This is a genomic window from Sphingosinicella flava, assembly GCF_016025255.1.
Taxonomy (GTDB): Bacteria; Pseudomonadota; Alphaproteobacteria; order Sphingomonadales; family Sphingomonadaceae; genus Allosphingosinicella; species Allosphingosinicella flava.
The window spans coordinates 1,905,038-1,920,355 of record NZ_CP065592.1 but is presented as its reverse complement, the minus strand read 5'-3'; the positions used below and the strand labels follow the sequence as shown (position 1 = coordinate 1,920,355).

Sequence of the window (15,318 nt, the reverse complement as noted above, 5' to 3'; positions counted from 1 at the left end):
TCTTCCGTCGCGCATTGCCCTTTACCCTTCAGCGACTAATGGCCCTATAGGCACTTGGGAAGAGCAAAGGGGCTGCGATGGCGGATGGGATCGAAGGCTGGGCGGGGCGGCACTGGCGCTGGCTGACGGCTCTTGCCTTCATCTTGGTGGCGGCCTGGCTCCTCTATCAGCGCTGGGCGCTCATCCAGGGATTCGCGCCGGTCGACACCGACGATCACATGCGGATCATGCAGGTGCGCGCCTGGCTCGCCGGGCAGGGCTGGTTCGACCTGCGCCAATATCGGATGGACCCGCCTTACGGCGCCAATATCCACTGGTCGCGCATACCCGACCTGCCGATCGCCGGCCTCATCCTGCTGCTGAAGCCCTTTTTCGGCGGGGCGATGGCGGAAAAAGCGGCGCTGTCGCTTGCCCCGTTCTTGCCGATGGCCGTCACGATGACTGCCATCGCCATCCTGGCGCGGCGCCTGTTGTCGCCACCCGCCTTCGCGCTCGGCATCGCCATCCTGTTCTGCGCCGCTTCCGTGCGCGGCATGTGGATGCCCTTGCGCGTCGATCACCATGGCTGGCAGCTCGCCTTTCTCAGCCTCGTCATGCTCGGCCTGGCCGACGATCGGCGGGCGCGGGGCGGGCTGACGGTCGGCATCGCCACCGCCCTGTCGCTCGCGGTCGGCCTTGAAATGCTGCTCTACCTCGCCCTCGCCGGCGCCGCGATCGGCCTGATGTGGGTGCGCGACGGCGGCGAGGCGCGGCGGCTCGCCGCTTATGGCGCCAGCCTCGCGACGGGGACGGCGCTCGGCTATCTGCTGTTCGCGTCCCATGCCAACCGGTTGCCGGTCTGCGACGCGCTTTCGCCGGTCTGGCTGTCGGCGATGAGCGCGGCGGGCGCCCTGTCCGTCCTGCTCGGGCTGTTCGTGCGCGGCGGGGCCCTGCAAAGGCTCGGCCTTGCCGCGCTTGGCGGGGCCGCGCTCGCCGCGGGCTTCGCGCTCGCCTGGCCGGACTGCCTGGGCCGGTTGGAGGGCGTGCCGCCGGAACTGCAGCGCCTGTGGCTCGACAATGTGAAGGAGGCGCGGCCGGTCTACACCCACAACCTTCAGACCATCGTCATGATGACGACCCTGCCCCTGATGGGCCTCATCGGCTACGCGATGATGCTGTGGCGGACGCGGCGGGATGGGCGGCGCCTGACACGCTGGGCGGCGCTGGCCGCACTCGCCCTCGTCGCCGCGGCGCTGCTGCTCTGGCAGACCCGCGCGGCGGCGGCGGCCCAGCTGCTCGCCGTGCCCGGCGCGGCGGCCTTGGCCTGGATCCTGGTGCCGCTCCTCCGCCGCCGCGCAAGCGTGGCGGTCCGGCTGGCCGGCGTCGCCCTGCTGTTCGCCCTGATCACCGGCGTGGGGCCGCAATGGATCGCATCCCGCTTCGCCGAAAAGCCGGGGCCCATGCGCCGCGCCGTTGGTGCCGCCAACACCCGTTGTCCCTCCATCGCCGCGCTAAGACCCATCGCGCGGCAGCCGAGGGGCTATGTGCTGACCTTCGTCGACCTTGGGCCCCGCCTCATCACGATGACCCATCACGATGCGGTCGCGGGCCCCTATCACCGCAATGCGGAGGCCATTCTCGACGTCCAGCGCGCCTTTCGCGGAAGCGCGGCGAATGCCCGGGCCACCGTCGCCCGGCGCGGCATCGATTATGTGCTGATCTGCCCCAACCTTTCCGAATCGACCATCTACAAGAACCAGGCGCCGAAGGGATTCTACGCCCAGCTCGCGGCGGGCGAGGTGCCGGGGTGGCTGCAGCCCGTTCCGCTGCCGAAGGACAATCCTTACAAGATGTGGCGGGTGGTCAAACCTGGAAGCTGACCGAAATGCCGTCGATCACGAACTGGGCGGCGAGCGCGGCGAGGATGACGCCAAGGATGCGGGTGATCATCGCCTCGACCTTCTGGCCGACGAGCCGCATCAGCGGCCCGGCGAGCAGCAGCGCGACGAGCGTCAGCACCAGAATCGCCGCCAGGGCGCCCAGCACGATAGCCGATTCCTGCGGGCCGTCCGAGCGCGCCATGAGCAGCATGATCGAAGCAATGGAACCGGGTCCGGCGATCATCGGGATCGCCATCGGGAAGACGGAAATATCCTCCGCTTCCGGCGTGGCGCTGATTTCCTGGGCGCGGCTTTCGCGGCGCTGGGTGCGCTTTTCGAACACCATTTCGAGTGCGATCAGGAACAGCATGATCCCGCCCGCAATGCGAAAGGCGGCGAGGCTGATGCCGAGCGCACCGAGCAATTTTTCGCCGAGCAGCCCGAAGAACAGAAGGATGCCCGCCGCGATGGACACCGACCGGATCGCCATGGCGCGGCGATGCGCGGGCGCCGTTCCGTTCGTCAGGCTGGCGAAGATCGGCGCGCAGCCCGGCGGATCGATGATCACGAAAAAGGTGACGAAGGCCGAGACGAAGAGGTCGATCACAATCCCTCCGGCGCCCCTAGGCCGGCGCGGCGGGACGCGGCGACGAGCGTGTTGCGGAGGAGGACGGCGATGGTCATCGGACCGACGCCGCCCGGCACCGGCGTGATCGCGCCCGCGACCGCCGCCGCGCCCGCATAATCGACGTCGCCGACGAGGCGGCTCTTGCCCTCTTCGCCCGGCACGCGGTTGATGCCGACGTCGATCACCGTGGCGCCGGGTTTCAGCCAGTCGCCCTTCACCATTTCCGGGCGCCCGACGGCGGCGACGACGATGTCGCCCCGCCGCACGACGGAGGACAGGTCACGGGTGCGGCTGTGGGCGATCGTGACGGTGCAGCTTTCCTGGAGGAGCAATTGCGCCATCGGCTTGCCGACGATGTTCGACCGGCCGATCACCACCGCCTCGAGGCCGGAGAGGTCGCCGAGGCGGTCCTTCAGCAGCATCAGGCAGCCGAGGGGCGTGCAGGGCACGAGCGCCTCTTCGCCAACGGCGAGCTTGCCGGAATTGATGACATGGAAGCCGTCCACATCCTTGGCCGGATCGATGGCGGCGATCACCGCTTTTTCGTCCATATGCCTGGGCAGCGGGAGTTGAACGAGGATGCCGTCCACCGCCTCGTCGGCATTGAGGCGCTCGACGAGTGCGATCAGGGCGTCCTGCGCGGCAGTGGCGGGCAGGCGATGCTCGAAACTCTCCATGCCGGCGGCGACTGTCGCCTTGTGCTTCGAGCGGACATAGACCTGGCTTGCCGGATCCTCGCCGACCAGCACGACGGCGAGGCCCGGCGCGCGGCCGGTCTGTTCGCGGAAGGCCGCAACGGCCGCGCCGACCTTGCCCCGCAGGGTATCGGCGAACGCCTTGCCGTCGATGACCGCCGCGCCCATCGGATCAGTAGGCGATGTCGAAGAGGAGGCCGCGCAGCAGGATGCGGATCGCGGCGATGATCAGCAGCACGACGAGCGGCGAGAAATCGATGCCGCCGAAGTCGGGCAGCAGGCGCCGCACCGGCCGGTAGAGCGGCTCGGTGATCCGGTCGAGCGCGGTCAGGAACTGGGCGACGAAGCCGTTGCCGGTGTTCACCACGTTGAAGGCGACGAGCCAGCTGAGGATCGCCTGGATGATGATGATCCAGGTGAGGACGGTCAGCAGCAGGTTGATGATATCGTAGATCGCGAACAGCATGGTTTCTCCGCCCCTAAGGTTCGTTACGCATGTAGCCATCCGCCGGTGAAGGGGCAATGGCGCCCGCCCGCTTCGAGGCGAAGTTGATGAAATTGAGGGCGTGGCGCGTTTTCACGACATGCAATCTTGCGCTGTCAACGGCGGCTTCGCGACGGGAATGAGCGGTCATCCCCCGCTGATGACAGATCGATGCCGAGTAGGAAAATGTTTCCGCTCCTGCGGATCACGGCGCGAAGCGGGGCGGTTCGGCTTCGGCGAGGAGGAGGGCGAATTGGTCCTTTTCGTCCGTATATTCGGCGCGCACGCCCCATCCGGCGGCGTGGAGGAGCAGGCGCGCGTCGCGGGGGCCATATTTGTGGCTGTTCTCCGTGTGGATCGTCTCGCCCTTCGTCATCGCAAAGGGCCGGCCTTCGACGGTGAAGTCGACATCCTCCAGCGCTTCGAGATGCATCTCGATCCGCGCCTTGCCGTCGTTCCACAGCGCGCGGTGGCGGAAGGCGCCGACCGGAATCGTGCCTTTGAGCTCGCGATTGATGCGGTGGAGAAGGTTGAGGTTGAACGCGGCCGTCACGCCTTGCGCATCGTCATAGGCCGGAATGAGGATCGATACGTCCTTGATCCGGTCCATGCCGATCAGCAGGAAGGCGCCGTCGCCAAGCGTGTCCTTCATCGCGCGGAGCAGGTCGACGGCGGTGCGCGGCACCATGTTGCCGATGGTGGAGCCGGGAAAGAAGCCGAGCTTGGGAAGGGTCGCGACGTCCCGCGGAAGCTGGATCGGCTTCATGAAATCGGCTTCCACGGGATGGATGGGGAGCGCCGGAAACGCTTCCTGCAAGCTCGCCGCCGCATCGCGGAGGAAGTCGCCCGAAATGTCGATCGGCACATACGCCGCCGGGTGGACGCAGTTCAGCAGGATCGGCGTCTTGGTCGAGGAACCGGAGCCGAATTCGATCACCGCGCCGCCCGTGCCCGTCACCGCCGCGATGTCCGGGCAATGGCGCTTCAGCAAAGCGACTTCCGTCCGTGTCGGATAATATTCGGGAAGCCCGGTGATCCTTTCGAACCATTCCGATCCGGCGCGGTCATAGAGCCAGCGCGCGGGCACCGCTCTGACCGGCGCCGCAAGGCCCGCCAGCACGTCGGCGCGGAATGCCGGATCGGCGTCGACCGAGGCGCGGGCCGCGTCCATCATAGGCTTTTCGCGAGGCGCAGGCCGGAAAACATCCAGCGCTGGTGGGGATAGAAGAAATTGCGGTAGCTGGCCCGGCTGTGGCCGCGCGGCGTGGCGCAGCTCGCGCCTTTCAGCACGAACTGCCCGCACATGAACTTGCCGTTATATTCGCCGACCGTGCCTTCGGCGGGCTTGAAGCCCGGATAGGGGAGATAGGCGCTCATCGTCCATTCCCAGACGTCGCCGAACATCTGGCGCAAGCCGGAGCCCGTGGCGGCCAGCGGCCGGACGGGCCCTGCGGCGTCGAGCTGATTGCCAGCGCCCGGATCGAGGGTCGCGGCCGCCGCTTCCCATTCCCCTTCGGTCGGCAGGCGGGCGCCCGCCCAGCGCGCATAAGCGTCCGCCTCGTAATAAGAAATGTGGCAGACCGGCTCGGCGGGATCGACGGGCTGCAGCCCGTCGAGGCCGAAGCGCTGCCAGCCCCCTGCCCCCTCCCGCCAGTAAAGCGGCGCGGCTGCCCCTTCCGCCTGGACCCATGCCCAGCCGTCGGACAGCCAATATTCGGAGCGCGCATAGCCCCCGTCGGCCATGAAATCCTGCCACTCGCCATTCGTCACCAGCCGGTCGGCGAGAGCGTGGTGCGCGAGCAAGAGCGGATGGCGCGGCCCTTCGCAATCGAAGGCGAAGCCGCGCCCGTCATGGCCGATATGGGCGAGGCCGCTCCGCCCCTCGATCCAGTTGATGTGCTCCGGCGAAGGCCGGAGCCCAGCGGCGCCGTCTTGTGAGACTGGGTTCCGGCCTTCGCCGGAACACTGTGGAGATGCCGGCCACATCGCCGGCGCCAGCGGATTTTCAGCGAAGGCCGCCTTCATGTCCATCAGCATCAATTCCTGATGCTGCTGCTCGTGATGGATGCCGAGCTCAACGAGTATCAGGGCCTCGGAAGGGAGATCAGGGAGCGCACCGGCGAGCGCGGCATCGACATGGTCGCGATAGGCCAGCACTTCGTCCAGCGCCGGGCGGCTCAGCATGCCCCGGCGCGGGCGGGCATGGCGGTCGCCCTCGCCATTATAATAGCTGTTGAACAGAAACGGCCACCGCGCGTCGAACACGCGATAGCCAGGCACATGGTCGCGCAGCACGAAGGTTTCGAAGAACCAGGTCGTGTGGGCGAGATGCCATTTGGCGGGCGACGCGTCCGGCATCGGCTGGATCGTCGCGTCGGCATCCGACAAGGGCGCGGCAATGGCGCTGGAGAGGGCGCGGGTGGCGCCGAAATCGCCGCTCAGCCGGTCGTTTTCGAAATGCGTGCGCGGATGGGTCGCCATGGCCGTCCTTCAGCCATTCCTAGTCGCACGAAAGACGCGCGGGCAGCCCGAATGTTCCGGACCCGTTTCGGAAGCGAAGCGTTCGTTCAGCGGGTGGCCCCGGGGCGCCAGAGGATCTCGCCGCCCGACCCCGTCGCCGCGGCGCGGGCCATCACGAACAGATGATCGGACAGGCGGTTGAGATAGGTGAGCGCGGCGGGATTGACGTCCCCGGCGGCGATCCCGTCGCGTTCCGCCCGGCGGACGATGGCGCGGGCGAGGTGAAGCGCCGCCGCGCCGCCGCTTCCGCCCGGCAGGATGAAACTGCGCAAGGGCTCAAGACCTTCGTTCATCGCGTCGATCTCGCGTTCCAGCCGCTCGACCTGGGAAGGGGTGATGCGCAACGTCATCCCGGACGGCGCAAAATCCGGGCCGGGCGTGGCGAGATCGGCGCCGAGGTCGAACAATTCGTTCTGGATGAGGCGCAGGCTGTCGCGCATCGGCCCGTCGGCCACCGCCTCGATCGCGACTCCGATGGCGCTGTTCGCTTCGTCGACCGCGCCGATCGCCGCCACCAGCGGGCTCGCCTTCGAAATGCGGGAGCCGTCGGCGAGGCCGGTGTCCCCGGCGTCGCCGGTGCGCGTGTAGATCCTGTTGAGCTTGACCAAGCGGCCGCTCAGCCCCGCGCCATCATCAGGAACAGGATGACGAGGATGATCGCCACCGCCTGGTACATGACGCGCTTGCGCATCAGGCCCTGGCTGCGCTGCCCGGTCAGATCCTTGCCCTGCGCCATGCCGATGACGCCGCGCACCAGCACGGCCAATGTCGCGAGCGCGACGAGGATGATGAGGATGAGAAGGAAGGTGTCCATGGCCTTTCTCTAAAGCCAGATTGAAAGGTTGAGAAGAAGGGTTGTGCTCCGGCGAAGGCCGGAGCCCGTTCATACAGGCGGTGCCGCTGGGCTCCGGCCTTCGCCGGAGCACAATCAAGCAGTGCAATATCCAGCAGGCAACCGCCCGGCGCGCAGGTCCGCGACGAGCGCGCCGGGATCAGCGCCCGCATCGCGCAACCCGGCAAGCGTCGGCGCGCCGCTGCGCTTGGCGAGACGGCGGCCTTCCCCGTCGGTCAGCAGATCGTGGTGGCGATAATGCGGCGTCGGCAATCCGAGCAAGGCCTGGAGCAGGCGATGGATATCGGTCGCGGCATAAAGATCGCGGCCGCGCACGACATCGGTGACGCCCTGCGCCGCGTCGTCGATCGTGACCGCGAGGTGATAAGAGGTCGGCGCATCCTTGCGGGCGAGGACGACATCCCCGAACGCCTCCGGCTCGGCCGGAACCTCGGTGTCGCCATCTTCCCAGTAAAGCGGGCCGGTGCGCGCGAGAGCGGATGTGACGTCAAGACGCCACGCATGGGGCCCCGCGGCGCACCGGCGCTGCCGCGTTTCCGGCGATAGGTTTCGGCAGGTGCCCGGATAAAGCGGCCCGTCCGGACCGTGCGGCGCGGCGGCGCTGGCCGCGATCTCGGCGGCGATCTCCGAACGGGTGCAGAAGCAGGGATAGAGGAGCCCCATCGCCTTCAACCGCTCCAGCGCTTCGGCATAAACCGGCAGGCGGCGGGATTGGAAGGTGACCTCACCGTCCCAGGATAGGCCCAGCCAGCGCAAATCTTCGATGATGCCCGCGACATATTCGGGCCGCGCCCGGCCGGGATCGATATCCTCGATGCGGAGCAGGAAGCGGCCGCCGCGCTGCCGGGCATAATCATGCGCCAGGACGCATGAATAAGCGTGGCCGAGGTGCAGCCGCCCGGTCGGGCTCGGCGCGAAGCGGGTGGTGACGGGTATCGGCATGCGTGAAATCACCCCTTGACCGCGAATCGCCGCTGGTGTGTCATGCGCCCGTCACCTTTCGTGGCGAAGAAGGTGGCGAACAGGAGAGGAAGGCTGCCCAAGGCCCATTCTCCCGCTATCTGAGTGCGACAGGTCCGGGGGCCGGCGTTTCGGGAGATCGTTCTTCCTTGCGAAACGGGAGCTTGTTGTCCGGCCATGTACCATCCCGATCTCATCCGACATCCCGAAGCCTGCCCAGCTTTGGTGCTGAACGCCGATTATACGCCGCTCAGTTATTATCCCTTGAGCCTGTGGCCGTGGCAGACCGCGGTCAAGGCGGTGTTCCTCGAACGGGTCGATATCGTTTCGTCCTACGAGCGGGAAGTGCACAGCCCGACCCGGGCGATGAAGATCCCCTCGGTGATCGCGCTCCGCCAATATGTGAAGCCGTCCGAATTTCCCGCTTTTACGCGGTTCAACCTGTTCCTGCGCGACCGCTTCTCCTGCCAATATTGCGGGACGTCCCGGGATCTCACCTTCGACCATGTCGTGCCGCGCGCTTATGGGGGGCGCACGACCTGGGAAAATGTCGTCGCCGCCTGCGCGCCGTGCAATTTGCGCAAGGGCGGGCGCACGCCGGCGGAAGCGCACATGCACCTCTATCGCACGCCGGTGCGGCCGACGAGCTGGCAATTGCAGGATCACGGCCGTCGCTTCCCGCCCAATTATCTGCATCAAAGCTGGCGCGACTATCTCTATTGGGACGTCGAGCTGGAAGCCTAGACTTTCCTGCGCCGCGTCGGCGCGTGGAAATCCGGATCCTTGTTCGCGACCCAGCGGATGAAGGCGGCGATATCGGGATGGGCGCGGAGCGCTTCGGGGGTGGCATAGCTGCGTTCCAGCGCCTTGTTGTCGAGCGTGGCGTGGATGACGCGGTGGCAGATCGGGTGGACCGCCGCCGTTTCGCGCCCGCCCCGGCTCTTGGGCACCGGATGATGCCACTCCACCCGTTGCCCGAGCGGGCGTCTGCACAAAAAGCAAAGCGGCGCGCCCGTTTCCGTCATTGCGCCGTCAGGTCGCGGATCGCCTCCTGCAGGTCGCGGGCGCGGAACGGCTTTTGAAGGACCGGCACCGATCCATATTCGTCGCGCACGCCCTTGCGGCCGTAACCGGTCGCGAAAATATAGGGGATGCCGCGCGATTCCAGGATGTCGGCGATCGGGAAGGACAAGTCGCCCGCGAGGTTGACGTCGAGCATCGCGAAGTCGATCGCCTCTTCCCGGGCCAGCTGGAGTCCGGCGTCGAGGCGGCTCGCGATCGCCGCGATCTCGTGCCCGCTTTCGACCAGCATGTCCTCGATATTCATCGCCACCAGCATCTCATCTTCGACGATGAGGATCCTGAGCTTATCGGCCATTCCTTTCCCCTTCCCGGGCGAGCACGGCGCTCAGCGGCGCTTCGATCGTGCATATGAGGCCATCCGGGTTAAATTCCAATTGCGCCCTGCCGTTGAGGTCGCCCGCCAGGCCGCGCTCGATGAGGCGCGACCCGAAGCCGCGCGCGGCCGGGCGCGAGACCGGCGGCCCGTCCCGTTCGCGCCATTCGATGCGGATCATGTCCCCTTCGATCCGCCACCGGACGTCGACATGGCCCTGCTCCGTGGACAATGCGCCATATTTCACCGCATTGGTCGACAATTCGTGGCAGGCGAGCGCCAGGGCAAGCGCAGCGCGGGGCGTGAGCCACAACGGCTCGCCGTCCAGACGGAAACGGCCTTTCTCGCTCGACAGATGGGCGAGCGAATCCGCGACCACCCGCCAGATGGGCGCGCCTTCCCAATTCTGCTCGGTCAGCAGATTGTGCGCGCGGGACAGCGCCAGGAGCCGCGCCTCGAACCGGCTGCGCGCTTCGGGAAGCGGCAGATCGCCCTTCAGGGTCTGGGACGCGATGGCCTGAACCGTCGCCAGCGTGTTCTTCACCCGGTGGTTGAGCTCGTTGATGAGCAGGCTTTGATGCTCTTCCGCCCGGTGGCGGGCATCGACATCCTCCATGACCCCGTACCACAGGCAAGGCTTCCCATCGGCTCCGTAACGCGGATAGGCGCGCGAACGTACCCAGCGATAGCCCTTGTCCCGCATGCGCACCCGATGCTCCATATCGAACGGCCTGGACGTGCGGAGCGATTCATCCCGCGCCGCAAAAGTAGGCTCGCGATCGTCCGGATGCATGGCAAGAGCCCAGTCATCGTTGAGCCCCGACGTTCCCGTCCACTCCACCCAGCGCCCCGACATGCGGTTGATCGGGCCGCCATCGGGAAGAGCGGTCCAGAACGCATAGGGACTAAGTTCGATGGCGTGCCGGTAATGATCTTCGTTTTCGCGCAAGGATTGTTCGGACCTCGCCCGTTCCACCGCATCCCAAGTCCGTTCCGCCGTATCGCGGGCGATCGCGACGTCGGATCCCTTCCAGAGGCGGGGCACGATGTCCTGAACATAAAGTGCGGCATGCATGACGCCTTGCCGGACGAGCGGCACGACGATGGCCGACGCGACGCCGATTTTCCGGAGCGCGACGGCGAAAGGCATGCCGCCATGCGGCTGGGCGGAAAGATCGTTGACCGTCAATATGTTGCCTGCGTCGAGCCAGGCCCGCGCTTCCGTTCCGAAGGCGTCGACCGGCAGCCCCTGGCCCGCGAAGCTCTGGATGGACGCATCGCGCGTCCAGTCGCCGTTGACGAGGAAGGCCTGCCGATCGTCATTGACCTCGGCATAGCCGCTGCGCGCCACGCCGAGCGCGGTGCCGAGCATGCGGGCGGCGATCGATTTCACTTCTCCGGGATCCATGCTCTCCCGCAGCGCATCGGCGAGGGTCACCTGATAGGACAATCTCTTTTCGGCGATCACGGTGCGGGTCACGTCATTGCCCTGGCTGAGCACACCGAGAACCCGGTCATTGTCCCCGATCAGCGGGGTCAAGCTGTACGTCCAATAGGTTTCGCGCACGGCGCCGTTGCGGACCAGCGGGATCAGGGCTTCGGTGGCGGAAAGGCCTTCGCCCGTGTCGCAGACCTGGTCGAATTGCGGACCGACTTCGGCCCAAATCTCGGCCCAGACCTCTCTGGCCGGCCGCCCTAGGGCCCAAGGATGACGGTCTCCGGCCATGGGAAGCCAGGCGTCATTATAGATCAGCCGGAGCTCGCGTCCCCAATAGACCGCGGTCGGCATGCTGGAATGTTCGCACAAATTGACGGCGAAGCGCAGCGGTTCGGGCCAGGCTTCGCGCGGTCCGAGCGGCGTCGATGCCCAATCGAACAGCCGGATTCTCTCCCGCATGCCACCCGGCGTATCGGCGACCTGGGGGGAAGCGGTGCGTGTCATGGTAGTCCCAAATTCGCGTTTCTCTCCAAGACCTAATACGGGCGCCGGGGGAGCGGAAGCGCGATTTAACAAATTCGGCGATCGTTCAGCCCAACGCCGCCAATTTCTCCTCCGCCAGCTTGTCGAGTTCGGCCCGGCTCTTCTTTTCCGCCGCCGATTTCAATTGCCCGCAGGCCGCCATGATGTCGCGGCCGCGCGGGCGGCGGATCGGGGCGCTGATCCCGCCTTCGAACACGATGTCGGAAAAACGCTGGACGCGCTCGTCCGACGAACATTCATAGGGCGCGCCCGGCCACGGATTGAATGGAATGAGGTTCACCTTCGCCGGCAATTTATACTTCTTGATCAGGCGGACGAGTTCGCGGGCATCCTCGTCGCTGTCATTCTTGTCCTTCAGCATCACATATTCGAACGTGATGCGGCGGGCATTGTTGGCGCCCGGATAATCGGCGCAGGCCTGGAGCAGCTCCTCGATGCCATATTTGCGGTTCAAGGGCACGATCTCGTCGCGCACTTCCTTGGTTACCGCATGCAGCGAGACGGCGAGGTTGACGCCGATCTCGGCGCCCGCTTTCTCCATCATCGGCACGACGCCGGAGGTGGACAGCGTGATGCGGCGGCGCGAGAGGCCGAGGCCGTCGCCGTCCATGACGATCTTCAATGCATCGCGGACATTGTCGAAATTGTAGAGCGGCTCACCCATCCCCATCATCACGATGTTGCTGAGCATGCGCCCTTCCGGCTGGCTCGGCCATTCGCCGAGCGCGTCGCGGGCGAGCATCACCTGGCCGACAATCTCGCCGGGCGTCAGGTTGCGGACGAGGCGCATCGTGCCGGTGTGGCAGAAACGGCAATTCAATGTGCAGCCGACCTGGCTCGACACGCAGAGCGTGCCGCGATCGGCGTCGGGAATGAACACCATCTCGAAATCATGGCCGTCGTCGGTCTTCAGCAGCCATTTGCGGGTGCCGTCGGTCGACACCTGCTGAACCACGGTATTCGGACGGCCGACCTTGAAGCGTTCGGCGAGCCAGGCGCGCTGCGGCTTGGCGATGTCGCTCATCGCGTCGAAATCCGTCGCGCCGCGATTGTAGATCTGGTGCCAGAGCTGCTTGGCGCGCAGCTTCGCCTGCCGTTCGTCGAGCCCGGCGTCGAGGAGCGCGGCGCGGATCGCGTCGCGCGACAGGCCCAACAGGTCCATGCGCGCGTCGTCGCTCGCCACTTCCGGGCGCGGAACGGGAACGGGGTCGATATGCCCCGGAATGGCCATTGCTGCTGTCATATGGCGCCCATGTAGGGGAAATGCGGCGATTTTACCAGCGCGCGCAGGCGAGCGCGGCGGCGTCGACCGCGGACGGGAAGCCGGCGAGCGCATAATCGTCGCGCAGGCGGGCGCCGCGCACCGACCTTGAAACGACCGTCATCGCGCTCGCGGTGCGCATCGCGGCGACGATGGCCGCACTCGCGCGGGGATCGGCGGGGACCGCGTCCCGTCCCCGCGCGACGAATTGAAAGCGCCGGTCGCCGACAGCCAACAGGATCGCCGAGCCCGGGCGCGGATCGGCGCGCAGGGAGAGGCTGAAGCGGGCGCGATTGCCCGCATCGGGCCAGAAGGCGACATAGGCCGCGCCGCCCGAGCCCTGCCGCCCGGCGGGCTCCGCCGCCGCGAAGCAACGCCTCGGCCGATCGTCGCGAAAGGCGCCCCAGCCGTGAAACTGGCCGATCGCCTGCCGCCCGTTGGGCGCCGCAGCGGCAAGACACGGTAAAATCAGGAGAAACAACAAGCGGCGCATGCGCGCGCCATCATGAAGAATAAGTGGCGATCATGCCACAAATAATCTCGTTTATCCTACGTTCATGAAACTTTTCATGGCGTTAGGCGCTGGACCGCCCGTTGCATCAAGGCAAAATGACCAATGGAGTTTGTGATCATGCGTACTATCGTTCTTGCCGCTCTTCTTGCCGGCACGGCCGCGACGCCCGCTTTTGCCCAGAACGGCGCGGCTTTTACAGGACCGCGCGTCGAGGGGATCGTCGGCTACGACAGCCTCAAATCCGGTAACGACGACGGCGACGGCGTGGACACCAGCGACGACGAGGGCGATGAATCGATCGACGGCGTCGCTTACGGCATCGGCGTCGGCTACGATTTCGACCTGGGCGGCGTGGTCGCCGGTGTCGAGGCCGAATATATGGATTCGTCCGCCAATCAGGAGGCCGATGAAACCACGCCGGACGGCCTCGGCTTTACCAGCCGGGTCGAGGCGGGCCGCGACATCTATGTCGGCGGGCGCATCGGCTTTCCCGTGACGCCGTCCACTCTGCTCTACGTCAAGGGCGGCTATACCAATACCAGCATCGAGGCCGGATACGAAACCGACAGCGATTCCTTTGAATTCGACACCAATGTCGATGGCTATCGCCTCGGCGCTGGCGTCGAGCAGAAATTCGGCACCAATCTCTACGGCAAGCTGGAATATCGTTATTCCAACTATACCAACATCGACTTCGACGACGATTTCGACCTCGACGACTTTGAATCGGAAGATGTCGGCGGCCCGATCGACCTCGACCGTCACCAGGTGGTCGCATCGATCGGCATGCGCTTCTGATCCTTCCCGGATCGCCACGGGCAAAGCGTTTGGGGCCGGGACGCCTGACGTCCCGGCCCCAGTTTTTTGCGCGCTAGCCTCTAGCGATAGTCCCAGTTCTGGCTATAACCCGGCGGACCGGCGTTTCATGCGGAATAGGGGTTATCAATGAAAGCGACGATCGAACGGGCCACGCTCCTCAAAAGCCTCGGCCACGTGCAGTCCGTGGTGGAGCGCAGGAACACCATCCCCATTCTGTCGAACGTGCTGATCGAAGCGTCCGAAGGCGGCGGCATCCGCCTGATGGCGACCGACCTTGATCTGCAGATCAACGAGACGGTCGAGGCCAATGTCCAGCAAGCGGGCGCGACCACCGTGTCGGCGCACACCCTGTTCGACATCGCCCGCAAGCTGCCGGAAGGCGCCCAGGTCGAGCTGACCGCGAGCGAGGGCAAGATGCAGGTCGTCGCCGGGCGCGCCCGCTTCAACCTCGCCACCTTGCCGCGCGACGATTTCCCGGTCATCGCCGAAGGCGATCTCCCCTGCGCCTTCGAGCTTCCGGCCGCCACCCTGCGGCAGATCGTCGACAAGACCCGCTTCGCCATTTCGACCGAAGAGACGCGCTATTACCTGAACGGCATCTTCATCCACGTGTCGGACGAAGCGCAGCCGGTCTTGAAGGCGGCGGCGACCGACGGCCACCGCCTTGCCCGCGTCACCGTGCCCCGTCCGGAAGGCGCGGCGGGCATGCCGGACGTCATCATTCCGCGCAAATGCGTGGCCGAACTTCGCAAGCTCCTCGACGAGGTCGACGGCACCGTGCAGATTTCGCTGTCGGAATCGAAGATCCGTTTCGGCCTCGGCAATGCCGTGCTGACCTCCAAGCTCATCGACGGCACCTTCCCGGATTACAGCCGCGTCATCCCGACCGCGAACGACAAGTTGCTGAAGATCGACCCCAAGAGCTTCATGGAAGGCGTCGACCGCGTCGCCACCATCGCCAGCGAAAAAACCCGCGCGGTGAAGCTCGCGCTCGACCGGGACAAGATCACCCTGTCCGTCACCAGCCCGGAAAATGGCACCGCCGCCGAAGAGGTGCCGGGCGATTACAATGCCGCGGGGTTCGAGATCGGGTTCAACGCCCGCTACCTGCTCGACATCCTCGGCCAGATCGAGGGCGACACGGTGGAGGTCCACCTCGCCGACGCCGCCGCGCCGACCCTGCTGCGCGAGAATGACAAGGCTCCGGCGCTCTACGTGCTGATGCCGATGCGGGTGTAAGCCCCACCGTCATTCCCGCGCAGGCGGGAATCCAGTCGCTGCCCGGGCAGGCAGCGGCCCCTCCCGGACACCCGCCTTCGCGGGAGTGACGGCAGGCATTGCTCGAGCA

At 66.3% G+C, this 15,318-nt stretch carries 17 protein-coding genes; 4 read left to right on the top strand and 13 right to left on the bottom strand.

Annotated features, from left to right (window positions below; translation table 11 throughout):
* Nucleotides 1-77 precede the first annotated feature (77 nt).
* Nucleotides 78-1,859 carry an AcrB/AcrD/AcrF family protein gene (locus tag IC614_RS09865; protein ID WP_200971187.1) on the top strand — a complete coding sequence of 594 codons (1,782 nt, stop codon included), beginning with the start codon at nt 78-80 and terminating at the stop codon, nt 1,857-1,859.
* On the opposite strand, the gene IC614_RS09860 is transcribed toward IC614_RS09865, so the two are convergent.
* The 8 genes from IC614_RS09860 to gluQRS form a co-directional block, all read right to left on the bottom strand.
* A complete protein-coding gene (locus IC614_RS09860) occupies nt 1,843-2,466 on the bottom strand; it encodes a MarC family protein (protein WP_200971185.1) in 624 nt (207 codons plus the stop codon). The two genes, IC614_RS09865 and IC614_RS09860, sit on opposite strands and share 17 nt — an antisense overlap.
* The gene (gene folD, locus IC614_RS09855; RefSeq protein WP_200971183.1) at nt 2,463-3,350 is read right to left on the bottom strand and encodes a bifunctional methylenetetrahydrofolate dehydrogenase/methenyltetrahydrofolate cyclohydrolase FolD; all 888 of its coding nucleotides are present in this window, start codon (nt 3,348-3,350) and stop codon (nt 2,463-2,465) included. Before folD ends, IC614_RS09860 begins: the two co-directional genes overlap by 4 nt.
* A 4-nt stretch (nt 3,351-3,354) precedes the next feature.
* Nucleotides 3,355-3,648 (bottom strand): YggT family protein, encoded by a 294-nt coding sequence (locus IC614_RS09850; protein ID WP_200971181.1) that lies wholly within the window; start codon nt 3,646-3,648, stop codon nt 3,355-3,357.
* Nucleotides 3,649-3,871: 223 nt separating this feature from the next.
* Nucleotides 3,872-4,840, bottom strand: a complete 969-nt coding sequence (egtD, locus tag IC614_RS09845; protein ID WP_200971179.1) for an L-histidine N(alpha)-methyltransferase — start codon at nt 4,838-4,840, stop codon at nt 3,872-3,874.
* Nucleotides 4,837-6,147, bottom strand: coding sequence for an ergothioneine biosynthesis protein EgtB (gene egtB, locus IC614_RS09840; protein ID WP_200971177.1), 1,311 nt, complete (start codon nt 6,145-6,147; stop codon nt 4,837-4,839). Before egtB ends, egtD begins: the two co-directional genes overlap by 4 nt.
* Nucleotides 6,148-6,233: 86 nt before the next feature.
* Nucleotides 6,234-6,794, bottom strand: a complete 561-nt coding sequence (locus IC614_RS09835; RefSeq protein WP_200971175.1) for a cob(I)yrinic acid a,c-diamide adenosyltransferase — start codon at nt 6,792-6,794, stop codon at nt 6,234-6,236.
* Nucleotides 6,795-6,802: 8 nt separating this feature from the next.
* Nucleotides 6,803-7,000, bottom strand: a complete 198-nt coding sequence (locus IC614_RS09830; RefSeq protein ID WP_200971173.1) for an HIG1 domain-containing protein — start codon at nt 6,998-7,000, stop codon at nt 6,803-6,805.
* Between the two features lie 114 nt (nt 7,001-7,114).
* Complete coding sequence (gene gluQRS / locus IC614_RS09825; protein WP_200971171.1) at nt 7,115-7,981, bottom strand: tRNA glutamyl-Q(34) synthetase GluQRS; 867 nt, start codon at nt 7,979-7,981, stop codon at nt 7,115-7,117.
* Nucleotides 7,982-8,176: 195 nt separating this feature from the next.
* Between gluQRS and IC614_RS09820 the strand changes: the two genes are divergently transcribed.
* The gene (locus IC614_RS09820; RefSeq protein ID WP_200971169.1) at nt 8,177-8,743 is read left to right on the top strand and encodes an HNH endonuclease; all 567 of its coding nucleotides are present in this window, start codon (nt 8,177-8,179) and stop codon (nt 8,741-8,743) included.
* Here IC614_RS09820 and IC614_RS09815 read toward each other — a convergent pair.
* From IC614_RS09815 to IC614_RS09795, 5 genes are all read right to left on the bottom strand, one after another.
* Nucleotides 8,740-9,024, bottom strand: a complete 285-nt coding sequence (locus tag IC614_RS09815; protein WP_200971167.1) for an HNH endonuclease — start codon at nt 9,022-9,024, stop codon at nt 8,740-8,742. The genes IC614_RS09820 and IC614_RS09815 overlap by 4 nt on opposite strands.
* Entirely contained in the window at nt 9,021-9,377 is a 357-nt protein-coding gene (locus tag IC614_RS09810; protein WP_200971165.1) for a response regulator, read from the bottom strand. The genes IC614_RS09815 and IC614_RS09810 overlap by 4 nt, the downstream gene beginning before the upstream one ends.
* Nucleotides 9,367-11,337 carry a PAS domain-containing sensor histidine kinase gene (locus IC614_RS09805; protein WP_200971163.1) on the bottom strand — a complete coding sequence of 657 codons (1,971 nt, stop codon included), beginning with the start codon at nt 11,335-11,337 and terminating at the stop codon, nt 9,367-9,369. Before IC614_RS09805 ends, IC614_RS09810 begins: the two co-directional genes overlap by 11 nt.
* Nucleotides 11,338-11,422: 85 nt before the next feature.
* The gene (rlmN, locus tag IC614_RS09800; protein ID WP_226372630.1) at nt 11,423-12,619 is read right to left on the bottom strand and encodes a 23S rRNA (adenine(2503)-C(2))-methyltransferase RlmN; all 1,197 of its coding nucleotides are present in this window, start codon (nt 12,617-12,619) and stop codon (nt 11,423-11,425) included.
* A gap of 31 nt (nt 12,620-12,650) precedes the next feature.
* Nucleotides 12,651-13,130 carry a hypothetical protein gene (locus IC614_RS09795; protein WP_200971161.1) on the bottom strand — a complete coding sequence of 160 codons (480 nt, stop codon included), beginning with the start codon at nt 13,128-13,130 and terminating at the stop codon, nt 12,651-12,653.
* A gap of 138 nt (nt 13,131-13,268) precedes the next feature.
* On the opposite strand from IC614_RS09795, the gene IC614_RS09790 reads away from it, so the two are divergent.
* Together IC614_RS09790 and dnaN are read left to right on the top strand one after the other, a co-directional pair.
* Nucleotides 13,269-13,949, top strand: a complete 681-nt coding sequence (locus IC614_RS09790; RefSeq protein ID WP_200971160.1) for an outer membrane protein — start codon at nt 13,269-13,271, stop codon at nt 13,947-13,949.
* Nucleotides 13,950-14,096: 147 nt separating this feature from the next.
* The gene (gene dnaN / locus IC614_RS09785; RefSeq protein WP_200971159.1) at nt 14,097-15,209 is read left to right on the top strand and encodes a DNA polymerase III subunit beta; all 1,113 of its coding nucleotides are present in this window, start codon (nt 14,097-14,099) and stop codon (nt 15,207-15,209) included.
* The last annotated feature ends 109 nt before the right edge of the window (nt 15,210-15,318 follow it).